Source organism: Ancylomarina salipaludis, assembly GCF_004122035.1.
Classification (GTDB): Bacteria; Bacteroidota; Bacteroidia; order Bacteroidales; family Marinifilaceae; genus Ancylomarina; species Ancylomarina salipaludis.
The window spans coordinates 25055-50050 of the sequence record NZ_SAXA01000004.1; the positions used below are offsets into that span (position 1 = coordinate 25055).

The 24996-nt window shown below is 36.7% G+C and carries 27 protein-coding genes; 18 read left to right on the plus strand and 9 right to left on the minus strand.

What is annotated here, in order from left to right; translation table 11 throughout:
• The 5 genes from EO244_RS16995 (at position 1) to EO244_RS05665 (ending at position 3329) form a co-directional block, all read left to right on the plus strand.
• On the plus strand, positions 1 to 741 hold the full coding sequence (locus tag EO244_RS16995; protein WP_206734498.1) for a peroxiredoxin: 741 nt from the start codon (positions 1 to 3) through the stop codon (positions 739 to 741).
• Entirely contained in the window at positions 741 to 1340 is a 600-nt protein-coding gene (plsY, locus tag EO244_RS05650; RefSeq protein WP_262707915.1) for a glycerol-3-phosphate 1-O-acyltransferase PlsY, read from the plus strand. The genes EO244_RS16995 and plsY overlap by 1 nt, the downstream gene beginning before the upstream one ends.
• Positions 1341 to 1358: 18 nt before the next feature.
• Positions 1359 to 1820, plus strand: coding sequence for an SRPBCC family protein (locus tag EO244_RS05655; protein ID WP_129253688.1), 462 nt, complete (start codon positions 1359 to 1361; stop codon positions 1818 to 1820).
• Between the two features lie 365 nt (positions 1821 to 2185).
• The gene (locus EO244_RS05660; RefSeq protein WP_129253689.1) at positions 2186 to 2797 is read left to right on the plus strand and encodes an NUDIX hydrolase; all 612 of its coding nucleotides are present in this window, start codon (positions 2186 to 2188) and stop codon (positions 2795 to 2797) included.
• Between the two features lie 166 nt (positions 2798 to 2963).
• Positions 2964 to 3329: a group I truncated hemoglobin gene (locus EO244_RS05665; protein WP_129253690.1), complete on the plus strand. Its 366-nt coding sequence runs from the start codon at positions 2964 to 2966 to the stop codon at positions 3327 to 3329.
• A 57-nt stretch (positions 3330 to 3386) separates the two neighbouring features.
• On the opposite strand, the gene EO244_RS05670 is transcribed toward EO244_RS05665, so the two are convergent.
• The 8 genes from EO244_RS05670 to rluF form a co-directional block, all read right to left on the minus strand.
• On the minus strand, positions 3387 to 4118 hold the full coding sequence (locus EO244_RS05670) for an AAA family ATPase (RefSeq protein WP_129253691.1): 732 nt from the start codon (positions 4116 to 4118) through the stop codon (positions 3387 to 3389).
• Positions 4119 to 4281: 163 nt separating this feature from the next.
• A complete protein-coding gene (gene bioD, locus EO244_RS05675; RefSeq protein WP_129253692.1) occupies positions 4282 to 4962 on the minus strand; it encodes a dethiobiotin synthase in 681 nt (226 codons plus the stop codon).
• Between the two features lie 126 nt (positions 4963 to 5088).
• A complete protein-coding gene (gene bioC, locus EO244_RS05680; protein WP_164977417.1) occupies positions 5089 to 5862 on the minus strand; it encodes a malonyl-ACP O-methyltransferase BioC in 774 nt (257 codons plus the stop codon).
• Between the two features lie 42 nt (positions 5863 to 5904).
• Entirely contained in the window at positions 5905 to 6579 is a 675-nt protein-coding gene (locus tag EO244_RS05685) for a DUF452 family protein (protein WP_129253694.1), read from the minus strand.
• A gap of 37 nt (positions 6580 to 6616) precedes the next feature.
• A complete protein-coding gene (locus EO244_RS05690) occupies positions 6617 to 7744 on the minus strand; it encodes an aminotransferase class I/II-fold pyridoxal phosphate-dependent enzyme (RefSeq protein WP_129253695.1) in 1128 nt (375 codons plus the stop codon).
• Between the two features lie 51 nt (positions 7745 to 7795).
• On the minus strand, positions 7796 to 9082 hold the full coding sequence (gene bioA, locus EO244_RS05695) for an adenosylmethionine--8-amino-7-oxononanoate transaminase (protein ID WP_129253696.1): 1287 nt from the start codon (positions 9080 to 9082) through the stop codon (positions 7796 to 7798).
• A gap of 83 nt (positions 9083 to 9165) precedes the next feature.
• Positions 9166 to 10464 carry a dicarboxylate/amino acid:cation symporter gene (locus tag EO244_RS05700; protein WP_129253697.1) on the minus strand — a complete coding sequence of 433 codons (1299 nt, stop codon included), beginning with the start codon at positions 10462 to 10464 and terminating at the stop codon, positions 9166 to 9168.
• Positions 10465 to 10615: 151 nt separating this feature from the next.
• Positions 10616 to 11344, minus strand: a complete 729-nt coding sequence (gene rluF, locus EO244_RS05705; RefSeq protein ID WP_129253698.1) for a 23S rRNA pseudouridine(2604) synthase RluF — start codon at positions 11342 to 11344, stop codon at positions 10616 to 10618.
• 332 nt (positions 11345 to 11676) lie between these two features.
• On the opposite strand from rluF, the gene EO244_RS05710 reads away from it, so the two are divergent.
• From EO244_RS05710 to EO244_RS05725, 4 genes are all read left to right on the plus strand, one after another.
• Entirely contained in the window at positions 11677 to 12744 is a 1068-nt protein-coding gene (locus EO244_RS05710; protein ID WP_129253699.1) for a DUF4367 domain-containing protein, read from the plus strand.
• Positions 12745 to 12859: 115 nt separating this feature from the next.
• Positions 12860 to 13312 carry an IS200/IS605 family transposase gene (gene tnpA, locus EO244_RS05715; RefSeq protein ID WP_129253700.1) on the plus strand — a complete coding sequence of 151 codons (453 nt, stop codon included), beginning with the start codon at positions 12860 to 12862 and terminating at the stop codon, positions 13310 to 13312.
• A 1266-nt stretch (positions 13313 to 14578) separates the two neighbouring features.
• On the plus strand, positions 14579 to 14839 hold the full coding sequence (locus EO244_RS05720) for a cysteine-rich small domain-containing protein (protein WP_129253701.1): 261 nt from the start codon (positions 14579 to 14581) through the stop codon (positions 14837 to 14839).
• A gap of 270 nt (positions 14840 to 15109) precedes the next feature.
• The gene (locus EO244_RS05725; RefSeq protein WP_129253702.1) at positions 15110 to 15850 is read left to right on the plus strand and encodes a hypothetical protein; all 741 of its coding nucleotides are present in this window, start codon (positions 15110 to 15112) and stop codon (positions 15848 to 15850) included.
• A 98-nt stretch (positions 15851 to 15948) separates the two neighbouring features.
• Here the strand turns inward: EO244_RS05725 and EO244_RS05730 are convergent, their stop codons facing one another.
• Positions 15949 to 16500 carry a hypothetical protein gene (locus EO244_RS05730; RefSeq protein WP_129253703.1) on the minus strand — a complete coding sequence of 184 codons (552 nt, stop codon included), beginning with the start codon at positions 16498 to 16500 and terminating at the stop codon, positions 15949 to 15951.
• 1020 nt (positions 16501 to 17520) lie between these two features.
• Here EO244_RS05730 and EO244_RS05735 point away from each other — a divergent pair.
• From EO244_RS05735 to EO244_RS17215, 9 genes are all read left to right on the plus strand, one after another.
• Entirely contained in the window at positions 17521 to 18651 is a 1131-nt protein-coding gene (locus tag EO244_RS05735) for an alpha/beta hydrolase-fold protein (RefSeq protein WP_129253704.1), read from the plus strand.
• Positions 18652 to 18866: 215 nt separating this feature from the next.
• Entirely contained in the window at positions 18867 to 19856 is a 990-nt protein-coding gene (locus EO244_RS05740; protein ID WP_129253705.1) for a hypothetical protein, read from the plus strand.
• A 277-nt stretch (positions 19857 to 20133) separates the two neighbouring features.
• Positions 20134 to 20649 (plus strand): hypothetical protein, encoded by a 516-nt coding sequence (locus EO244_RS05745; protein WP_129253706.1) that lies wholly within the window; start codon positions 20134 to 20136, stop codon positions 20647 to 20649.
• Between the two features lie 54 nt (positions 20650 to 20703).
• Positions 20704 to 21039, plus strand: coding sequence for a hypothetical protein (locus EO244_RS05750; protein WP_129253707.1), 336 nt, complete (start codon positions 20704 to 20706; stop codon positions 21037 to 21039).
• Positions 21040 to 21160: 121 nt separating this feature from the next.
• Entirely contained in the window at positions 21161 to 22495 is a 1335-nt protein-coding gene (locus tag EO244_RS05755; protein WP_129253708.1) for a hypothetical protein, read from the plus strand.
• A gap of 79 nt (positions 22496 to 22574) precedes the next feature.
• Positions 22575 to 23231, plus strand: a complete 657-nt coding sequence (locus EO244_RS05760) for a hypothetical protein (RefSeq protein WP_206734499.1) — start codon at positions 22575 to 22577, stop codon at positions 23229 to 23231.
• Positions 23232 to 23396: 165 nt separating this feature from the next.
• Positions 23397 to 24359, plus strand: a complete 963-nt coding sequence (locus EO244_RS05765; protein ID WP_129253709.1) for a hypothetical protein — start codon at positions 23397 to 23399, stop codon at positions 24357 to 24359.
• A gap of 170 nt (positions 24360 to 24529) precedes the next feature.
• Positions 24530 to 24772, plus strand: a complete 243-nt coding sequence (locus tag EO244_RS05770) for a hypothetical protein (protein WP_164977418.1) — start codon at positions 24530 to 24532, stop codon at positions 24770 to 24772.
• Between the two features lie 29 nt (positions 24773 to 24801).
• Positions 24802 to 24966, plus strand: coding sequence for a DUF6144 family protein (locus EO244_RS17215; protein ID WP_394343723.1), 165 nt, complete (start codon positions 24802 to 24804; stop codon positions 24964 to 24966).
• The last annotated feature ends 30 nt before the right edge of the window (positions 24967 to 24996 follow it).

A 24996-nucleotide genomic window follows, 5' to 3' on the forward strand; every position in this document is an offset into this window, starting at 1 on the left:
ATGCTTGATTATTTGAGTTCGAATATTTGGTTTGTGCTTTTCTTCGTTTGGGGGCTGCCCTTAGGTTTCTATCGAAGTAAGTTTCGTAAAATCGTATACCAAACCGATAGTTGGACAATCAATATCAAACCCGTTTTCATGAAAGAACTTAAAGGACTTTTCGGTAATATTTACCCCGATAATAAAAAATACAAGAAGTTTAGAAACTTCTATTTGTTTTATTTATCCATTTATTTTGTTTTGAGTACAAGCTTTGTAGTTTTTAAAGATAATACAGAGAAGATGAAAAAAATTGAAATAGGAAGTTCAGTACCAGTTTTTGAATTAAAGGATCAAAACGGGGAGTTGTTTCAGCTTAAATCCGTATTGGGGAAGAAAAATCTGGTGATTTATTTTTACCCCAAAGATGATAGCCCGGGTTGTACCAAGGAGGCTTGCGCTTTTCGAGATCAATTTGAAGTGTTTGAAGAAGCCGATGCTCTGATTATTGGAATTAGTGGACAGTCGGTTGAGAGTCACTTGGACTTTGCAACAAAATACAAGCTGAACTATACGCTGCTTAGCGATAAGGGAAACAAAGTGCGTAAACTTTTTGGTGTTCCTGGTAATTTATTCGGATTGATTCCCGGAAGAGTGACTTATCTCGTAAATAAGGAAGGGAAGGTAATTTATATGTTTAATTCTCAAATACAAGCTGAGAAACATATTGATGAAGCCTTACGCATATTACAAGAATTATGATGAGTTTAAGTCATGAAATATTATTCGTTTTATTTTCCTATTTACTAGGAGCAATACCTATGGGTTATCTATTAACTAAGCGATTTGCAGGGAAGAATATACTCGAATTAGGTAGTGGGAATATAGGTTCAACAAATGTAAGGCGCATAGCCGGAAAAAGACTTTCGATTGTAACACAAGTTCTGGATATGCTAAAAGGGCTTTTACCCATTGCTTTGTTTATGTGCTTTGATGATAAAGCGTCAGCTTCTTCAAATTTTATTTATTTTTTGGCTATAGCTGCAATTATGGGACACAATTTTAGTCTCTTTTTAAAATTCAAAGGAGGTAAGGGGGTTAATATTAGTTTGGGCGCATCCTTACTACTTGCTCCTTATTCTGTTTTGATTTCGGTAATGGTGTATTTTCTTGTGAAATGGCAGTTTAAATATGTTTCGTTAGGTTCCATTCTATTGGGAATTTCACTACCAATTACTGAACTTATTATTCACGGTTTAACATCAACATTTTATTATTTATGCATTTGTTGTTTTCTGATTATCATGATGCACATCAAAAATATTGGTCGTTTATTAAAGAATAAAGAACTCATTTCATAAGCCTTAAAACCTCAATATATGGGATTTTTTCAATTTCAGCGAGAACAGATCATTCATGCTTCCATGGACGAAGTTTGGGATTTTATAAGTTCACCTCAAAATTTAAAGAAAATTACTCCGGAGTATATGGGCTTCGATATTCGCACTCCCAATGCTGCAGACAAAATATACGAGGGAATGATCATTCGTTATACGGTTCGGCCCTTATTAGGTATTAATACCAATTGGGTTACAGAGATCACGCACGTCGTTGATAAATCGTATTTTGTGGATGAGCAGCGAGTTGGTCCTTATGCCTTTTGGCACCATCAACATAGAATTGTACAGACTGAAGAGGGAGTGTTAATGAGAGATATTGTCAGTTATAAACCTCCATTGGGTTTTCTTGGTAGCATTGTCAATACACTATTCATTGAAAAAATGTTAAAGCAGATATTTGATCACAGAACAAAAGTGTTTGAAAAATTATTTCCATTATGAGAATTTGGTCTTAACATCCTAAATGCCTTGATTCGAAAGGTCTGGTCGCTTTGTAGCCTGAAGCCTTGTTAGCCCCAAATGTACCGGAGGGCAAAATGAAGGGGTGTATCAATCATCCACGACTTATGCGTATTTGAAATTTACCCCATTCCTTTGCTTATATCATTCAATATTTGGCAGCAGTTTATGAGGAATCTCTAAACCGGGTATATAAATTACAATTTAGACATCCCCTTACTACTGCTTGTCGATTTTGGAAACTTATAAGGAAATAATTTATCTTGCAGTCTCCGTATTTTGATAAATGTATCAATGAAAAAGAGAGAACATATTGCTTAACAGTTGCAAATCTAAAACGAATCATATTGGAAAATAATATTTTAAAAATAGCCAAGCAGATACAGGCTATCTCACAAAGTGGAATCAGATTTACTAAAGATCATTTTGATAAGCAACGCTTTGAGGAATTGCGGGAATTAAGTGTTCAGTTAGTCGCTCAGGTGACTGATGCTAAGATTGAAAAGATAAAAGACTTATTTACCTGTGAAACAGGATTTCAAACGCCTAAGGTTGATGTGAGGGCTGTTGTGATTGAAAATGGAGAAATTCTATTAACTAAAGAAAAGTCGGATGATAAATGGTCCTTGCCAGGAGGTTATGCCGACGTGAATTATTCTCCCAATACCATTGCTGAGAAGGAGGTTTATGAAGAGACTGGTTTGCGAGTAAAAGCTAATCGTACTCTTGCTATTATTGATACCAATAAACACAATTTTCCTCCTCTTGAATACCATTTTTATAAAATAGTGATTCTTTGTGATAAAATTGATGGGGAATTACGAGGAAGTGATGAAACACAAGAATCCCGCTTTTTTAAGTTAGAAAACTTACCTGAGCTCTCGGTTAAACGAAACACTTATGAATTAATTGATTTGATACAAGAAAAAATTAAAGATAAACAGACCTATTCAGACTAATGGGCTACTTTTCTGTAATGGAAATGATGAAAGACTTTTTCATCACATATCGATAGTGTAATTTTTATGGAAGGCTTCGTTTATAAATGTTTGTTTGGGAGCCTGCTGTTGACTTTGGGTACAGAAAAGCTTATCTTACTGCTTATTCACTAAATGGAGGAAGAAAATGAGTGAAATTTTGTATGAGAGATTAGGAGGAACCGAAGGAATTACAAAGATTGCGAGTGATGCTGTAGATTTTCATTTGGCTAATCCACGAATAGCAACCCGCTTTCAGAATGCGAAGGCCAGTGTAGAAGAAATGAAGCATGGTGCAGCGACTTTTTTTATTGTAGGGACAGGAGGTCCATCTGTTTATAAAGGAAAGGATATGATGGGCACACACAGGGGTATGAATATTAGTAATACCGAATTTGTGGAAGTTCTATCGGATGTATTAGAAGCGCTCGATAAGAATAATATTGGGCAGAGAGAGAAAGAAGAAGTTCTCTATGTTCTTTTTAGTATGAAAGACGAGATTGTTTCAGTTTAGTTGATGTAAATTTTATAATAAATCCCAAGCCTAGAGGTTTGGGATTTTTTTGTGTTATTAGTTCAGACAAGGATTTGTTTCCAGCCTGTCTTGTTTACTGAGTTCAGATACAATAATATTGTTTTTTACTGTTCGGAAGACAATATCTTGTGCTTCAGCATATGAAATATCGTATTGTCTCGTTACATCGCGATATTCTTCGGGATATTTAGCCAGCAGCTTGTCGTAGAAACTATCCAGTAATTCCTTGCTAGGGTTTCTGAATTCCAATTTCAATTCGAAACGACGAAGCAAAGCCGAATCAATCATATCAATCTGATTGGTTGCGGCAATGATGATAGAATGCTTAGGCAAGGAGTCAATCAACTGAAGCATGGTGTTGACCACACGTTTCATTTCATTACTATCGGTATTGTCGTAGTCACGTTCTTTGCCCAGCGAATCGAATTCATCGAAAAAGAGAACAGCTTCCTGACTCTCTACCAAACGGAAAGCCGAAGCGATATTGGCAGAGGTTTCACCCAATTTAGAAGAAACGATTCCTCCCAGATTGATGACTTTGATTTTTTTACCCAGTTTGCGGGCAATAGCACGTGCCGTCATGGTTTTACCGCAGCCACTTTTTCCGTGAAGCAGAAGCTTATTACTTAAAGGGAGATTGTATTTTGACAGGATATCGCAATGTTCATATTCGCGTAAAAACTGATTGATTTCAGCACCAAGCTTCTCATCAAATACAATATCCTCAAAAACGACATGGCCCCTGTTGGGAACATATAATCTTTCCATTACTTATAGAGTTTTGTGTTGTTGTGTTTAGACTGCAAACCTACAGTTTTTTCATAATACGCTTTCAGTTTAACAACATCTTTTAACAAAATAAGAATGTCATAAAAGGCCTAAAGTCTGAAAAACAGAAAAATCAGGGGTTGTAAATACGTGCTGGGTTGTTTTAAATTTGAAATAAAGGTGAAAAATCGACGTAAGGTGATTCTCCAATTTTGAATTCAGGAATTTCGACAATCGGGCAATTGTAGCCATATTTATTTAAATAAGTTCTGAAAACCTCAATGGAATCTTTCAAAATCACATCGCTGTTGTTCGGATAGTGATTGTAGATTAAGCCTTGTATTGGGAGTTTTCTCTTTGCAGCCAATTCCAGGGTCATTAGGGTATGGTTTATACTTCCTAATTTTGATGAGGTAATCAGTATCAGGGGATGTTTGGTTTCTTCAAGATAATCCAGGAGAGAATATTCCAGTGTAATGGGAACATGAATACCGCCCACACCTTCAATCAAAAGCGTTTCAAACTGATCCTGAAGTTTTTTGGTTGAGGCATTTATCACATTCATATCGATTTCCTGACCATCAATCTTGGCTGCCAAATGAGGCGAAGCCGGATAAGTGAATACGTAAGGACAAGTGGTTCCGTCCTTATCCACATTGTAGGGGGGAACACCCATAATATCGCGATGAGCCAGAATATCTTCTGAAACACCCACGCAACCCGTTTGAGCAAACTTTTGAGTCATGACATTTACCTTTTTGTCGAGAAGGTATTTAGCCATTAAGCCCGTAGCGAATGTTTTTCCGGCATTCGTGTCAATTCCTGTAATAAAGTAAGTGCTCATAATTGATGATTTTGTTGATGTGTTAATTTGTTGATGTGCTGATTCTGTCAATCTGGAAATTACCACATCATCATATCAACACATCCTCTGGAAATGATCCGAGTAAAATTTCTTGACCTTCTCTCTTTAACCTTTATCCTTATTTTTCGGTTTTGCAATAAAGTAGATAGGCTGGTAGCTCAATGGAACTCCCAATTCGATACCAAAAAGATCCTTATAGCGTTCGTCAAAGTTTTTTAAATCGGTTTTGGTCCATACTTTACCGGGTAAGCCATTCACACCGGTTCGTTTCATATGATGCAGAACTTCGATGGGTTCAGGAAAGTGACGGGTGATGATTTCTTTTTCGCTCCAAATCACATCAAAGTGTTTTTCGAGGAGTTCCAAATGCTCGTTAAAGGATAGATAATTTAACCCACTGCCTTCAACGGCTCTGATTTCGCGATAGTTTTCAGGTCCAAAACTACTAAATGCCAGAAAGCCATTTTTCGAAAGGGCAGCATGACATTTTTCAAGAAATGTATCCAAATCGTGAAACCATTGAAAGGTTGATCCCGATAAAATGAGATCCAGATTTTGAGGTAAATCGGAGCTTTCAATGTCCCCGCCCATAAACTGAATTTTGGGATTGAGAGATTCTAAAACGGGGGCATATTCTTCCACAATATCGTTTGCCAGGTAAGTATCTGCATCAAAGAATTGGAAAAACTTTTCAGTCAGCACAGCCGGGCCGCAACCAATTTCCAATACCGAATGGTGATGCTCAGGACAACGCCACCTCATTTCAGCAATCAAACGGGAAGCAATGGCTTCCTGTACAATAGCGTGTTTGCGATAGGTTGTGATGCTCTTCACAAATCCCTTCTGCACCTTATCTTTATTTACCTGTTGTTTGTTCACCCTCTGTTTATTGACTTTTTGTCTCTTTGATCGTTTGATTTTTTAAGACTTTTCAAGTTTTAGTATCTCATCCCAACTGTTCCAGGCTGCGAAACAGAAATGGGGCAGATCGAAAATAAGTTTTTGAGATTTAGTCTCCCAGGCTTTTTCCAGATTCTTAAAGGGAAAGATCATATCCCGTGACGAAAGTAATACCTTATCGAAAATATCCCAAGTAATTGGCTGGTTCAAAATCATGTTTTGCAAACAGATCAACTCTTCTTTCTGATCGCCAAGCTGGCGTTTGGGTAGTTGTTCTGAAAAGTCTGCGTATCCCGAGCGGCCTCCGCACATACGCATGAAAAATTTGTCGCGGCCTTTTTCGTTTAGCCCGTCAATGGTGCCCTGAAATATGGCTGGCGGAATGCCTTGTTCCTCATCAATGGGAGATAAGCTACCATTAATTGCGAGACGGCTTTTGAATAATTCCTTATCATCTTTAAACAAAAGTGAACTGATAAATACACCCAATGACCAGGCAATCAGATGGCACTCCTGATAGGATTGAATCTCTTCTTTTAATTTCTGAATCTGGCTTAAATCACGATAGTCGTAGCACATCAGTACATCATATTCATTCGCCTCAATCTTAAGGAATGGCAGTTCGTCGCAGCCCCAACCGCTCATAAAGAGGATGAGTTTTGGTGAATTGTTTTTGTGTAAATATCTAAATTCCATTTCTTAATTGGCATTTGAATTAATTACTAATCGATAATCACGAATTGTATTTCGATTGTAAATTCTTAATCATGACCGGAAGTTCTTTTAAGTCTTCCCATTGCATATCAGCTGAAAGTGACAGTCGAAGTCTGGCCGTATTGGGTGGTACCGATGGTGGTCGGATGGGGAAGACCAGATAGCCCAGGTCTTGTAATTGTTCGGCCAATTGTTTGCATTTTTCGCTATCACCAATCATGATGGGAATAATATTGGAGTCGCCACCGGTTTGTATGCCGAGCTCCTGCAAAGCCGTTCTGAATTGGTTCGAAAGTTCTTGCAAATGCAAGCGCTCTTTTTGCATGCCAAGGCTTTGTTTAAGAATTTGAAGGTTCCAGGCAATGCTGATAGGAGGCAAAGCTGTGGTAAAAATCAGCGAACGCATCTTGTTAATCAAATACTCCTTGATAATCGCATTACAAATGAGATAAGCCCCTACTGAATTCATGGCTTTTCCAAAGGTTCCCACCAACAGATCAATTTGCGATAAGCAGTTTTGTTCTTCGGCTATACCCAAGCCTTTTTCACCTCGGGTTCCCAGGGCGTGAGCCTCATCCACATAAAGAAAACACTTGTGTTTGTTCTTAATCCTGATGAGTTCATGTAAATCGGCCACATCACCATCCATACTGAAAATAGATTCGCTTACGATAAATACCCGTTTGTAGTTGCTGCGGTATTTTTTGAGTAAGCGTGTCAGGTGTTGGGTGTCGAGGTGTTTGTAACGATGATAATCAGCATCACTCAGCTTAATACCATCAATAATACTGGCATGGTTGAGTTTGTCGGATAAAATGAGATCACCCTTTTGTGCCAAAGCAGGTAGAATTCCAATATTGGCATGATAACCTGAGTTAAAGAAGAGTGCCGGAGCCCCGAATTGCTTTTCAAGCTCATCTTCAAGTGCCTGATAGGCCTGAAAGTTGCCTGTAAGCAGACGGGAAGAACCCGATCCCATACCTGTTTCAGCGGGAAGAGATAAGCCCAGTTTGGCAATGCCCATATAGTCGTTTGAGGACAGGTTCAGCTTAAACTGACTTTCGTCGATCTGCTTTAAATAACGCAGATTGCCTGTCTGGTTTAGCTTTTCCAGCTCGTCCTGATAGGATTTTAGAATATCGCTCATTGTATCAAGGAAAAAGTATAAAGGTTAAAGTCAAGATATAGTTAAACTGACCTACTGTTTTTTCACAACTTCAATCATGGCCTGACATAAAGTTCGTAAATCCTTTTCAGAAATCACGAAAGGCGGCATGATATAAACCAGTTTGCCAAAAGGGCGCACCCAAATACCAGCTTCTACAAATTGTTTTTGGATCTGCGCCATATTCACCGCTTCTTTCATCTCAATCACACCAATGGCACCCAATATTCTAACATCTGCTACCTGGGCTAGTTTTTCTGCAGCTTTCAGTTCTTCATTTAGAATCTCTTCAATGCTATCAACTTTCCTTTTCCAATCGGATTGCAATAAGAGATTGATACTGGCTACACCCACTGAGCAGGCTAAAGGATTGCCCATAAATGTAGGGCCGTGCATAAAACAGCCGGGAACACCTTGCGAAATGCCAGCGCTGACTTTTTGATTGGCAAGTGTTGCCGCAAAACTCATATACCCGCCTGTAATCGCTTTGCCCACACACATGATGTCCGGTGAAATGCCGGCATGTTCGCAAGCAAAGAGTTTACCTGATCGGCCAAAGCCTGTGGCAATCTCATCAACAATCAGAAGAATATTGTGTTCATCGCAAAGCTGACGCACTTCTTTCAGATATTGAGGGTGATAGAAACGCATGCCTCCTGCACCCTGAACGATAGGCTCTAAAATGATAGCAGCTAATTCATGTTGATATAGTGTAATGGCCTCTTTCATTGAGAGGATATCCTTCTCGTCCCAATCATCATAGAATCCACATTGCGGAGCTGTGACAAAATGATTGATCGGTAAAACCCCTGTGAAGATTTCGTGCATACCCGTAACCGGATCGCAAACCGACATGGCATTAAAAGTATCTCCGTGATAACCGGATCGTATAGTCAGAAATTTGTTTTTTTTCTGCTGCCCTTTGGTAAACCAATACTGCATCGCCATTTTCATCGCCACTTCAACGGATACAGAGCCCGAATCAGCAAAGAAAACCTTATCCAATCCTTCAGGACTGATTGCAACCAATAATTTTGCCAGTTCGATGGCGGGTTTGTGGGTGATGCCTCCAAACATCACATGCGACATGTTTTTGATTTGTTCCTCGACAGCTTGATTCAAAACTGGATGGTTGTAGCCGTGTACGGCGCACCACCAGGATGACATGCCATCGATTAACTCTTGTCCGCTGTTAAGTTTCAGACGTACACCATCGGCTGAAGCAACCGGGTAAACGGGTAATGGGTTTTCCATTGAGGTATAAGGGTGCCAAATATGTTCTCTGTCGAATGTGAGATCTTCCTGTGTAATTTCTGCCATTTTTATCCTTCTGTAATAATTGGCATAAAGCTAATGTTTATGGCTTTATTTTGTAGCAAACAGAATCATGTTTTTGAATTGTTTTAAACTTCTTCATTTTCAGATGGTTTTTCTGTGTCCCATCTCTCAACAATGGCGGCACCCACGCTGTCGCCCCAAACATTTATTGTGGTTCTGAACCTATCAAGAAGCCAGTCAATGCTTAAGAGTAGGCCTATCCCTTCAATGGGCAGGTTTACGGCTCGTAAAACAATAAGCATGGTCACCAATCCGGCTTCAGGAATACCGGCTGCACCTATAGCTGCAAGAGTTGCGGTTAAAATAACAATCAATTGCTGAATCCAAGAGAGTTCAATGCCATATAGCTGAGCGATGAAAATGGCAGCGACTGCCTCATACAGGGCCGTTCCGTCCATATTAATGGTGGCACCCAAAGGCAGAACAAAATTGCTGACTTTTTCAGAAACCTTATTTTCTTCGTGCACGCCTTGTAGAGTTAAAGGAAGTGTGGCAGTACTCGAAGCGGTTGAAAAGGCATTCAGAAGAGCAGTTGCCACTCCTTTTAGATAGCTGGCAATAGATCGTTTCCCGAATAATTTCAACAGTAAACTTAAAAAGAGAAAACCATGCAGAGCAAGACCAATAAGCACAGTTAGTGCATATAAACCCAAAGAAAGGAGCTCGGGAATAAAGGCTTTAAATCCTCCGGAATGGGCAACGCGAGCAGCAATTAATCCCAGAATTCCTAATGGAGCTAAATACATCACCCAATGCACTAATTTGAGAATGGCATCGTTCATCACAGAAAAGAGTTCAATGCTTTTCTTTGCCTTTTTGCCCAGTGATGAGAGGGCAGCACCAAAAAAAATGGAGAATAGAATGAGAGGCAGGATATCCATTTTTTCCATGGCGAGAAAGAGGTTGTAGCCTATTAATCCTTGTTGTTCTTTTTCGGGATTGCCTACGATCAGTTCTTTTAAAGCCGTGAAAATATCAACCGGTAGAAATTCTGAATTGGCGGGGAGTTCGTTGGTGGCAATTACTTGATTGATGCCGGGTTGAATCAGGTTTACCAAAACAATACCGATACTTGCGGCAACGGCTGTGGTAATTAAATAATAGGCCAATGTTTTACTGCCCAGTGTGCCCAGTTGACTTAAGTTTTGAATGCGGGAGATACCCACAATCATGGATAGAACCACAATAGGAACAACCAGTAGCATCAGAATATTGAGAAAGATTTGGCCGAAAATTTCAAGTTTGATCCCAATGGAAGGGAAGAAGCCACCCAGAATAAATCCTAAGATGATTGCCGTAACAATGGCAATCAGCAGAATCAGGCTTTCTTTCGAAGCCTTGGGTTTTGTCTGGGATGCATTCATAAGAGAAAAATCATTGGTTTCTCATAAAAGTTACGAATTTTTGTTTTTATACTTGTCAGGATTGTTTCCTTTTAAAAAAAGAAACCTGATAAATAGAGTCCTAAAAGAGAGCTTATTATCAGGTTTAAATATCTGTAACTGTTCTGAAGATTTATAAGGAAGCTTCCTCCGTTTTACTTGAATCTTCAATTAGGGCTTTCAATTCCTTCAGTTCAGGTCCGGTAAATGAACGGTATTTCCCGCGTTTCAGACTTCCCAGCTTGATGTTCATAATTCGAATGCGTTTCAGTTCCTTAACCTCATAGTCAAGATAGTCGCACATGCGACGGATCTGACGATTTAAGCCTTGAGTCAGGATAATATTAAAGGTGTAAGTATCAATTTGTTTCACTTTGCATTTCTCGGTTACTGTATCGAGAATCGGAATTCCATTGCTCATTCTTCGGATGAAATCAGGTGTAATCGGTTTATTGACACGTACCACATATTCTTTCTCATGATTATTTTTAGCACGAAGAATTTTGTTGACGATGTCACCATCATTGGTCATGAAAATAAGACCTTCGCTGGGTTTATCGATTCGCCCCACCGGGAAAATACGCTCGGGGTAGCCAATGAAATCGATGATATTACCTTTGATACTGGTGTCGGTTGTGCAGGTGATACCCACAGGCTTGTTGAAAATCAAATAGATATTGCCCACCTCTTTTGTAATCACTTTACCATCAACCGTAATTTTATCGGCAGCTGTTACTTTCAGCCCCATTTCGGCAGGCTGTCCATTTACTTTAACTTTCCCTTCTTCAATCAGTCTGTCAGCAGCCCGACGCGAGCAGAAGCCTGTTTCGGATATGGCTTTATTGAGTCGTTTGTATTCCATGTTATACTCCTGTAATTTTTTACAAAAAACGGACTATTACAGCTTCTTTGCAATTAATTTTATGACTATTTCATTGTTAATGGCAAAAGTTCTGTCTGTCAGAAGCTAAGTTAGCTGATTCAGGTGTTTTTATCGTAAAATAAACATGCTCAAAAATCAGTTGTTCTGGGCTTGATTCTCTCTGTAAATGAATTTCTTGTGGAATGTACTTGCTTGGTGTGTAAAGATATTTCGTGAAAAAATAAAGTTGATTTAATACAGGGCGTATATAAATTTAATTCTAATGGTTAACTTCGTTATAATATGAAAACTATAAATTAAGCTATCAGGTGATGAAAAAAAGCTTGGGAATACTGGTAATTGGACTAATACTGGGTGTTGGTACGATTAATGCACAAGTTTCGAATAAACGATTTATGATTAAGTCGGGACATGTGGAATACAAACTTGAGGGAATGACTAAAGGGACATGCTCGATTTGGTTTGATGATTACGGGCGTTTGTATCGTGAGGAAAAGAAAGCAACTACAACTACAAATGTATTAGGAATGAAAAGTGTGGAAGATGATCATACCTTGAAGATTGTTGATGGCGTAAATTCTTATAATATTGATTTGATAAATCAAACAGGAACAAAACACCGTTTTAAACTTCCTGCCGAATTCCAGAATTTTGTAGATGGGATGGATGAGCAGCAAAAAAAGAAATTAGCACTTGAAACCTTACAGGCATTTGGGGGTAAAATGATGGGGATAGAAACGTTTATGGGACGTGAGTGCGAGATAATTGAAGTTATGGGAACGACTCAGAGTACATACAAAGGCATCCCGTTGAAAACGAAGTCAGAGATTATGGGAACTTCCACCGAAATAGCAGATTTATTCGAGGAGAACATTTCTGTATCAGCCAGTTTGTTTGAAGTTCCGGACGGGATCGAGATGATGGATTTAAATCAGGAAACAGATGCTATGGACCTGGACCTTTCGGATGATGATGCGGATGAGGAGATTGTGCCATTAACATATTCTTTCCAGAAGTTTGAGATGGCGATTGATAAGGTGCAATATCAAGGCTATAAAAAAAGCATGTGTATGCCAATGGGAGGTCAGTATATGGCTGCCTTTATGAAAGGTTTGCAAGAAAGTTTTATGATTTCGGCTCTTTCAAATCAAGGTTTTCAATCAGAGATGTTGAATACTGAGGCCAACGAATACGAACGATTCGTGAAGAATGGAAGAGAGATGTATTTTGGCAAAATGAGAGATGAGGAATCAGGCGAGGATGATGGGAATGTTTTGTTTATTGAATACCCTCAGCACGAAATGGTTATTTCGATAATGAGTCCGTCGGCCATGTCAAAAGAAAGTTTATTGGTTATAGCCAATCAATTGCAGTTTTAATGGATTCAATGTAATTAAAGTAAGCTTATAAAATAGTGTTAAAGCTATGGTACTGTGAGGATTCATTCCAAAGGAGTGCGGATTATTTATTATCTTTAATAGAAAATTGTTAGATATGCCTCAATCCTTAGTACAGAACTACATTCATATTTGCTTTAGCACTAAAGCTCGTCTGCCCTTAATTCATGATTCAATTCAGAATGAGTTGTTTGCATATTTAGGAGGTATTTGCAAAAAATTAGAATCACAACCGTTAATTGTTGGCGGAACCAATGATCATGTTCATTTATTGGTAAACCTTTCCCGCAAGATGGCTTTAATGGATTTGATTGAAAAGCTAAAAACACATTCATCGAAATGGATTAAATTAAAAGATCCCAAATTTTCAAATTTCTATTGGCAGCATGGTTATGGTGGGTTTTCTGTTAATCCCCAACAGGTTGATAGGGTGGTTGCGTATATTCAAAATCAGAGGGCACATCATCGTAAAGCATCATTTCAAGAGGAATATCGGATGATATTGAGAAGATATAGTATAGATTTTGATGAGCGATTTTTGTGGGATTAGTTTGTAGTGACGACGCACCTTTGGTGCTTAGAATTGTTTATGATTCTTGCATAGCCCTAACGGACTATGTTTTATGATTATGCACCTTCGGTGCTTTTCCTATTCAATTATTTATGTATAGCCCTAATGGACTAGGCATTATGATTATGCTCTTTGGTGTAAATTTTCTAATATCATAAGTCGCACCAAGGGTGCGATGTTTGCTAGCCTTGTCTGATAAGGCAAGGCTAATGTATATGGTTATCGAGGTAAGCTCTAAGGGAGCGAAATATTCTGATGAGAACTATTCATAATAGGAAGTTGAATTCATTGAATTAAGATGTTTAGCAATCACCCCAAACCCCTAAAGGGGCTTAAACAGTTTGGTTTCATTTAGATCCCCTTTAGGGGACTAAGGGGTGGATGTTTTTATGATTGTGCACCTTCGGTGCAAATTCCCATTTTGAAATCATATTGAGGTATGCGTATATGATTATAGCACGTTTGGGAAAATAGTTAGCACCAAGGGTGCGTTATTTTATAGTCTTGTCTTAATAAGGCAAGGCTAAGGTGTAGGGTCATTTGGCTAAGCTCCAAAGGAGCGAAATCTTTTTGGGAGCTATTTTTAACAGGGCGTCAGAGTCGTTAAATTTAAATGTTGTGATTACCCCAAACCCCTAAAGGGGCTTAAATATCTTGGTTTAATCCAGATCCCCTTTAGGGGACTTAGGGGTGGATGTTTTTATGATTGTGCACCTTCGGTGCTAGTTTTTTCTGTTATAATGCATTGAGGAAAGCGTATCTGATTTCAGTTGTGTTTTTTATTATAAGTCGCACCAAGGGTGCGATGTTTGCTAGCCTTGTCTGATAAGGCAAGGCTAAGGTGTATGGTTATCTAGGTAAGCTCTAAGGGAGCGAAATATTCTGATGAGAACTATTTATAATAGGAAGTTGAATTCATTGAATTAAGATGTTTAGCAATCACCCCAACCCCTAAAGGGGCTTAAACAGTTTGGTTTCATTTAAATCCCCTTCAGGGGACTTAGGGGTGGATGCCTTTGTTGTCTCATCATTTCTGCATAGCACCAAGGGTGCGATGTTTGCAAGCCTTGTCTGATAAGGCTAAGATGTATGGTCATTTGGCTAAGCTCCAAAGGAGCGGAATCATCGTTTAGCTCAGGCTTAATAAGGATCGATTGCATTTTACTATAATGTAGAAAATACCGGATGCTAAGCTCTAAATTATTATCTTTGTTCCCATTAATAAAAGACTACAAACTGAATCTCATGTCAGAACATTATAAGTTTTTCCAGAATACCGAGTGTGAATATTTTCCTTGCCATAAAGTTGAAAACGAGGCGGATTTTAATTGTCTGTTTTGTTTTTGTCCCTTATACATGTTAAAAGATAAGTGCGGGGGGAATTTTAAATACACCAATGGGTTTAAAAATTGTGCTGACTGTACCATTCCGCATACCCGAAAATCGCATGAATATATGATGAGTAAAATGGGAGAGGTGTGTAAACTGGCAAGTGAAAAGGAGTAATGCGTTGAGATCAGCTATTTTGCTAAAGCCACTCATCTGACAGCTAATACCGATTGCTATTTCAAATCAAATTGTTTGAGTGACGCTTGTTTTACGTGTTGGTTTCTAGGGTTTTAGTTAGGCTTTTTTAACGTTTAAACGTTTGAGAAAGATTGTTAGCTTCATTCTTTTCCATAATTTTGCACCGCTTTTAAAAAGCCAGCCGATTCTTTATTAATTAAGAGTCTGGTTCTGATTTGTATGCATTTATTTAAAAGAAAGGTTTTGACAATGAGAAATTTATTGATGGCAGTTTTGCTTGGTTTTAGTGCATTCGTACTTTTTAGCTGTTCGGGTGATGATACGGTAGTAAAGGATGACAGAAGTTTTGTGACGCATACCGATGTCGATTATTTTATCAATCGTGACGGAACTATCGATGTGATGCTGACCGGCGCCTTTGATGATGGATCTCAGAACCTGGGGAGCGTGGTCAGACGTGCCTTTGTGTATGGAACCGCATCGAAACCTGTCGTGAATACAAGTAATACAGCTATAGCAGTAGGCCCCGGAGATGTTCGTGCGACGCTTGAAAACCTGAAACGAAATACCCGCTATTTTATCAGAGGATTTCTAGAAATGAGCGATGGCAGCTTTTTTTATGGCAACGAAATACAAGCCAATACCCAAGTTGATGCCAGCCAAAGCCGATCGATAGTTATGGAGGTGATCACACCTAAATCCATTGCTATAGAAGCTACAGTTATTAATGCTGCCGTAAAAGTGATTGAACTGGAAGAGGAGTCGCCTGTTGAACTTGGATTGCAGTACAGTATGAACAGCGATTTTACCGATGCAGTGACCTTGCTTGCTGATAATTTGGAAGGCAATGTTTTTGAGACCAGTTATTTTGCTGATGCTACCAATCTAACTCCAAATACCGATTATCATTTTAGACCTTACGCCAAATATGCTGATGGCAGTATCAGTTATGGCGGATCTCATACGCTTGTTATTCGTACAAGAAACTAGTTTTTTTCGCCCTTTCAGGAGAGGTCCTCAAATTATAAAACAAGCCCCATAGTGTATTTCGCATTGCGGGGCTTGTTTCGTTTCGCTACTCATCATCATTATTCTATTGGATTCAGAACCACCCGAATAATTTCTGATTGTTTACCAACCTTTTTGCCACCGTATATGTAGTAGGCATAATACTCTCTGACCTCTGTCTGTTTTGGGTTCAATCGCGGACGCGTGTCGTCAAAACCAGATGCTCTCACGCTGGTTTGGAAATTATAGTCCCCGTCGTTGATCTTGCCGTAAAGCATGATGCCTTCGAAAGGAAATTTTGTAAAACTCAGATGGGGAACTCCACCCACTTCTTTTCCTTTTAAATCGGGTTTCTTATTATTGGTATTTTCTATTCGGTCCTCATTAACCAATCCCAGTTCCAATTTAATCTCAGGCGTTACCAAAGGGGTGTTGTCAATCAGCTTTTTATAATTTCTTAGGTTTTTACTTACCTGATTGTGCCCGCTTACATATATTTTTCTGGAATCGTAAGATACTTTTCTGTCTATGTTTTTTTGATTGCGCCGTGTTTCGTCGGCTTGCAATTCTGCGATTAGAGTTTCTGTGGCCTCTTTAGGTAAAATCCCCGATTCGATGTATTTGGGGGGCATTTAACAGAAAGTTATCTCTTTTCTGAGCAAAACCTTCTTCGTTAGATTCGATAAAATCCTTTTTAATAATTATTTGTGCCATTGTTTTTAATTTTATGGGTAAAACATATTGTTTAGGATCCTATAATAAAGTTATGGAAGTTTTTTTTTTGAAAAAACAATTATTTTGAACTGATTTTTTTTTAATGTACCCTACATCCCGAATTTACTGGTGTTTTGACTTATTGTTGTATTGTATTGTATTGTATTGTATTGTATTGACAGACTGCACATTAGTGTTTTGTGGTGCTGTTTTTTTATGTTGCAATTTGCAAAATAATATTTCGTTAAGTTTTTGGAAAAGGTAAAATGGGAGGTGTACAAAAAATCTAATGATTTTTAATGTTTGTTTCAGATTGATTATCTGGTGATTAATTGATTTTGTGGGGGATGGAGCATAAATTGACGTTTTATAAGAAATAATTTATTTCGTTAAGTTTGTTTTAAGGTTGAAAAGAGTTGAAACTCTCATAAAACATAGTCTTGCATGTGTTTGTTTTATTTTGGTGTAAAATACGTTGAGTCAGCGTTTTTTTGAGAAAATTTGTTTTTTTACAAATTGTAACGGGCATTTTGCAAATTGTAAAATGCCCGTTACAGTTTGCAAAAGACTCTTTTTAATTCATTTTGGACCTTTTTCAAGACGGAAAAGACCCTTTTTGAGTCCATTTTTCTCTTTTGCAAAACGTAACGGGTCTTTTGCAAAACGATTTGAGCCCAAACTAAAACGTAAAATGCTCTATATTTTCTGATTTTCCCCCTTCCCAATTTGACAAAAACGCTTTTATTATGAAGAGTGATTCTATTTTACACTTGTTTATAGTTTTACTTCAGCTCAGAATACTGTTTAGTTCAGATAATTTTTAATTTTAGTGAGCCAAATTTAGAGGTGTTCTTATCCCTTCAATTTAGGGTGTAAAAAGACCTTGGTAGAAGATATATAAGAAATAACAGCCATATGGTTGTTATAGCCCATTATAAATGAAGCAACGAACAACTATATTAATCATGATTTTGACTTCGATTGGTGTACAAGCCCAAACGATTGACACATTTCTTTTGCAATTTCCGATTTCAAAATATGATACAGTTGTTTACAAAAGAATAATTGAAAAATCGGATAAAAATAACTTGATTCATGTTCGTGATTTTTATGCAAACGGACAGATTCAGATGGATGCCACTTACTCGAATTTCGATAAAAACGTAAAAGAAGAGCTTCAATGTAATTACCGATCAAATACAAAACAAGGAAATTACAAAGAGTGGTCAAAGAATGGACAGCTTATTTACGATGCAAATTACAATAATGGATTAAGAGACGGATTAGCTGTTTCATGGTACAACACTGGAATTAAAGAATCTGAAAAAACATGGAAGAATGGACAATTAAATAATGTTTGTAAATACTGGAGTGAGAAAGGCGATTTGGAATTTGAAATAAAATTCAAAAATGGCATTAATCAATCTCCAGAAACAAAATCATATAATTACATTACTTATTTGCCAACCGATTATACAAATGATTCATCTAAAAAATATCCTTTATTAATTTTCTTACATGGTGGCTCTGCTCGGGGGACAGATACTCTTGATTTATATGATGCTGGCCCATTTGACCAAATTTATAGAGGACGTAGTTTCCCTTTTATAGTTGTTGCCCCACAATGTCCAAAACATATTCGCTGGTCGACTGAAAACTGGTTTGATAATTTCTATTCCGACTTGAAACAAAAATACAGATTTGATACTAACAGAGTTTATTTAACAGGAGCTAGTCTTGGTGGCTCTGGAACTTGGTATCTCGCAACAAAATATCCTGATAAATTTACTGCAATTGCCCCAATGAGTGGTTTTACCAGACATATGGATTATATTTCTGAAAATATTGAAAATTTAAAAAACATACCAATTTGGGCTTTTCATGGAGAATCAGATAATATCGTGCCAGTTGAAGAAACTGATTATTTGATAAATAAACTATCCGAAATAAATAACCAAACCAAATATACAAGAGAAAAAGATGTTGGACATTCAATTCATTGGTTAGTTTATCCAGAAACTGAAATATATGATTGGTTTTTGAAATATGAAAAAAGAAATTATAAATAACGGGGCTATAACAAAGTACATATTTCAGAGCGGGCTCGGTGCGGTTAGAAACGGCGGATTTTCGCATCACAATTCAGTCCTAGCGTACATGAACGCTCTCCGAAATCCGCTCCGCAACAAGTACCAACCGTTGGCGGTAATTTTGAAAACTGCATAATCATTGACAATATTTTGAGAAAATAAGACACTAAATAATTAAACCAAAAACGAACAAAATGACTACAGTAAAAGGAGTAATGCGTTCATATGGTGCTGCTGTCCGAAGAATTGAACGCGATCAACAGAGACAAGCCAGAGAAGCTGCAAAAAGATTTAAAGAACAACAAAAATTAAAAGAAATTGACGATGCCAGGCAAGCTGTAGAAGATTGGGAAAATTACGTAAATATGATTCAATCTGTTCATAAAGATTGCTGTGAAACAATAGATTGGGATAAAATTCAAAAAACTCAACCTCCCAAAGAACCAACGAAAAGATTTGATAATGAGAAATTCGCTAAAGAAAAATTAGATAGTTTCAAACCATCATTCTTTGACAAGTTGTTCGGTTCAACCGAAAAAAAGATAGATAAATTAAAAAAACAAATAGAAACAGCCAGGCGTAAAGACGAAACAGATAACGAATCAAGACACAATCAGTATCAAGAAGATTTGAAAGATTGGCAAGAACTTCAGCGAATTGCTGACGGAGTCAAAAACGGAGAAATTGAAGCATATAAAAATGCGATTGAATATTATAACCTATTCTCAGAAATCGGAGAACTAGGCACTCACCTAAACATAAATTTCGAAAGTAAATATTTGGATGTAGATTTAAGTGTCAATAGCGACGAAGTTATTCCTAACTATGAACTTAGACAAACGGCGACAGGTAAACTTTCTAAGAAAAATATGGCAAAAGGTAAATTTAATGAATTATATCAAGACCATATTTGCAGTTCTGTAATCAGAGTTGCGAGAGAAATATTTGCTTATTTACCTCTTGAGTTTATTCGAGTTAATGCAATGGCTGAAATATTAAACAGTGCGACAGGACATCTAGAAAATCAGCCTATATTATCAATTATTCTGCCACCTGTGACAATTGAAAAATTAAATTTAAAAACAATTGACCCATCTGATAGTATGCAAAACTTTGTACATAATATGAAATTTAGTAAAACAAAAGGCTTCGATGCAGTAGATAAAGTTGAATTAATAAATTAAAAAACTACCACCAACAAATTGTATATGGCTGGTGGTGGTTTTAGCGGTCTGACAAGTCAGACCTTGCGCCCACTTTCCTGTGAGTTTGACATGATTTCTTCCAGAAATCCCGCCCGACCACATACAAGTGACCGTTAGAGTTAATTTAAAAACGAAATGCATACAAAATGGCAATGATGATCATTTGAGTATTAACAAGGATATATAAACAAAAACCCCAGTTGGATCAGCCTAACAAGAGTGACCTTACATTTATTAACCCATAATTACACACTTAATGAAACCAAAATTCTTATTACCCTTAGCCTTCCTTTTATTATCGATTACCACTATTACAAAGGCACAAGATTGCAAGTATACCTATGATAAAGTAGATGAATTTTCCGGGAAAGTGGAAAGAAGAATCGCTAAGCAGTATAATTTCTATTTTAAGTTTGCTTTTTACAGGTCAGGCGATGATTTTAGGTTAGAATCCTATGTCAACATTCCTGGAGACCAGGCCTTTTTAATTCCTGAAGGGAGCAAATTGAATTTGAAATTAGGCGATAAGTCGGTAATGGAACTCATTTCTGTTAAAAATGCAACGCCTCAGTCGTTTGTGTCAGGCAGTCAAATATTTTCGGGCTTTGCAATGACCTACCCAATTACAAAAGAACAATTGAAGAAAATTGAAGAAGTGGGCATTAAATTTATTAGAACTTACCTGAAAGATGAATCATATTACGACATGGATTTGAAAAAGAAAAAGATTGAGAAGACTAAAAATTATGCAAGTTGCATTCTTAAAGACTAAACTAAATCAACATTTCGTGTCGCAGCTATAATAGCTAAAAAACAAAGCTTAACAATGGCTTATAAAGCCTGGCTTGCCGCAGGCGCAATGCAAGCCAGGCTTTATAGTCAAGTTCGTTTCCAAAAAAAAAATCAATCAAATAGAATTAAAAAAATGAATCGATCAATCGAGACAAACAATAGGATTTCAAGACTAGTAAATGTGGTGTTCGCACTATTTATTTTCTCATTTATATATTCACTTATCGACAATTATCCCACTTATCAATCAGCATTCGAGCTTGGTCGATCGACCGGACAAATGTTTGGTTATTTGCTTAAAATTTTAGGATCAATTGTTTTTCTGGCTTTGACCGTTAGAAGCTTTAAATCGCTTTTGTTAAAGGCATAAGAATGCCTTTTTAAAAGTTAAGATTGGTGAATACCTTTTAAACAGTGGGTAAAGCAAGTTTTTGAAATCGCACAGGAACCTCAGTAAGTCTTAAAATTGAATATCCCCATAAGAGCAGCAAATGGAAGAAACTAACAACAAAAATTTATTAAAAAAACTCCTTGATAGGTTACAGGAAGATTCCTGGCAATTGGAATTGCTGGTTTCCGGCTTTACCATTTTCGGATTGTTCTACGCACTTGAGGCTGTACGAAATGCTTATGATATAGAAGTGTATGAAGGTGGTATGCTTGAATATGTCTATCAAATAGTATACATGGCTATCTTAATTTTAATTTTCAACTTAATTCTGCATGTCATCTTACGTAGCATATGGATTGGAGCCTTGGGCTTGCGCTATGTATCTGGCGAAGTTGAAATTGACAAATTAAATTACAGTGAACGTTTTAGAAATTATCTGAATAAAAAAATTGGTTCGTTTGATGGCTATATCGAAAAACTTGAAAAATTCTGCAGTATTATTTTTGCGATTTCCTTTTTGCTCATTTTTTATGTCGCTGCATTTTTCATTGTTTATCTATTAATAGATGCTGTTGAATTGTTATATCCGGATAATGATTCGATATTGCTCTTTCTACTTGCGGGAGCAATACAATCTTTTTTATTGATAGGTGCTGTACTTACCTTTTTCGATTATTTAAGCCAGGGACTCCTTAAAAAAAATAAATGGGTCGCTCTGGTCTATTTTCCTTTTTATTGGGTATTCAGTTATATCACCCTGTCGTTTTTATACCGGCCTCTGTATTATAATCTTATCGACAACAAGTTTGGACGACGAGTCAGTATCCTTTTATTGCCTTTTTACTTTACGATTCTATTTATATCGACCACATACAATGTCAAATCCAATTATTTCAGTTTATCCTCAACGAATCCCTTAAGTACGATTGTATCCAATAGTGAAAACTATGAAGATTTAGTGGAAAAAAATGACCTGTTTATTGATGTAATAGCCATACAATCAAAAGTAATCAGTGATTCTTTTATAAAAGTGAAAATCCCCTTCTCGTATGCGATTGAAGACCAAATTTATGAGTTTAATGAAAGTTTGAGACCTAAAAAAGACAGACGTGGATATCATTTCAGCAAGATTATAACAATTGGAAGCAGTCAAAACACGACTTTGTTAAGAAAAACAGATAGTTTACAACATGAATACTTAAATACGTTTCAGAAAATCTATTCGATTAAAATCGATTCTATTCCTTATCAATCAAATTTTTCCATACTTAAAGAGAATAATGGTAAGATGCGTAGCATTGGTTTTGAAAGCTATCTGGGGACAAAGAATTTGGCAGAGGGAAAACATGTTCTGACTTTTTCAAGATGTAAACATCCGGGTACAGATTCAATTGTTACGATTCAGAAAATTCCATTTTGGTATTATAAAGATTAAATATGACTTGCTTGCTATAGATACAGGTCGGTGGGTAGGGCATTGGTTTTAATCGCCCACGAAGTTTAGAAAGATTATTATGGACAATATAAAAAAAGACAGTAGAATGATATACGATAAGGAAAAATACAAAATTTGGAATTGGAAAAGCCCTGTGATTTTACATTGGATTATTAATCCTGGCTTGGTGATTAATGAATTGATTTTGGGACAAACAATTCCTAAAGTGATGTTGATTGAGCGGGAAGGAGATAAACCTTTTATACAACGTTCATTAATACCATGTCCTCACTGTGGAGAACTACATTCAGGTTTGAAATATTCTGCTCAAAACAAGACGGCTATAAAAAACTGGTTTGGTTTCTATTGTGATAAGTGTACCAAAATAATTCCTGTACAGAGGAATCTGACCTCATTACTCGTTTTGATAATGACGTTCCCGATTTGGGGCTGGTTCAGAAATTCTCTAAAGCAGAGTTGGTTAGATAAACAACCAGAAAGGTATAAGAATTTAAATCTGGAACTGGTAACACCCCAAATGACAACTAAGAATTGGTTGAAGATGGGCTTAGCCTGGGGCTTATTTATGTACCTGACTATGGTTTTTATATTTCCATTTATTATGCAAGAGGAAATTACGCAGAAGAGTATGTTAATAGGCATTCCTATCTGGCTTATAGGGGGCTTGGGTTTTGGTTTTACGATGAAAATATGGATGAATAAAAAGGCAAGATAGTCTATAACAACTAAGTACTTGCGTGAAAGGCACAGACCAGCATGACCAGTGGCGTATCATCTGAGAGTTAGTTTAATTAATAAACACAGCAAGCATACTATTAAATCTCTACAGTTGATGTTAAATACATTATAAAAAAAACAATCATATTAATAAATATAATTTATGAGGCAAGTAACTAAGCTAATCTTTCTATTATTTATAATAACTCATATAAGTTGTACTAAAGAAACTAGTGAAACTCCTTTATCACAATTTTCTTTCCTTAACTCTTTAAATAAAATTGTCTCAATTCAAATCTCTAACAGTTGTAATGAAGGAGTTTGCAAAAACCTATCGCTTAATTATAAATTCATTTATGATGATGATAAAGTTATAGCTATTTCATCAGATACTACGCTTGATTTAAATTTTATTACTTCAAAACCCTTAATTAGAAAAGGATATGGTTATGAAAATCAAGAGGCACTTGGATTTTATTACTATTCATATGAATCAAAATATTTGCATGAATTTTATAGATTCAATTATACCAATAATGAGATTACAAGTTACATCCATATTTGTGAGAACGCATTTGCCAGTAGAACCGATTTTTGTAGTGTTATAAGATCAGCTGATGAATTAAGAATTGAAACTGATTCTAGTTTTTTATGGGGATCTGATACTGATGAAAAAATATCCCGAACTATTAAATTTCAATCGGGTTTACCTGTTCAGATCATCGATAGTAGTTATTACAAACCCATGGGAGGATCACTTATTACTCATGAAAAACAATTAAAATATGATGAGTTTGGGAATTTGAGGACATTAAATTATAGAAAAGATGTTCAGGGTTTAAATTCAGAATCAGATAATGTTTTCAATCTGTCATCAAAATATAATAACACAAATATTGAAAATCCATTATTGTACTTAATTAAGGGTATAGGTTTTCCTATATTATTTGATGTTGAGCTGATATGTAGCCAAAATATAATTGATGATATTTCCTCAGATTACAATGGTAAACTCATTAAACAAATTGACGAAGTTGATGTACTGAACAACAATTTATATAAGATAGTTTACGGTTATGATGAGGTGTTTGAAAATAATACAGAAATTTTAATTAGAACTGAATAAGAAACGTTACATAACAAAGATTGGATTGTTATTAACATTGATGAGTTGAAAGAGCACTTGAATAAGAATAGATATAAGCAAGTTGCTGAAATGAATCATGAGCTTTATTTTAAAATGGTATGGTTTCATAATTAAAAAAAACAGATTAAAGCGATTTGATGATGGATGATATGACACGTATAAGCAATTGGATAAATTCTAATTTGAAAGAGCTCGCACAGCTTAAGGATAAACAAGGGATTGATATACTGCATAAGTGTGGCGGGGCTTGTTGTGAATCGTCCGATCTTTATCAGGGGGCTTGTAAAGTCAGAAATGAAAATGCCTCTGAAACGGATATGGATGTTCTTTTCAATGCCTTTAAAACGGACTATTACAATTCAGACAATTTTACAAAAGAGGGAACACCCTAAGCTTGATATTTGAATCCTGTACTTGTCCTATGGTCAAAAATGGAGTGAATGATGCATTCCTGTGCAACTGTACAGTTGGCTACTCTAAAAACTTATTCGAGACCTTATTTGATAAAAAGGTGAGAATCGACCTGGAAAAATCGATTTTAAGAGGAGACTCTATTTGCAAGCAAATCATAAGCGTTTTAGATTAAAAGAGATAGCGTATACAGACATCAGAAATG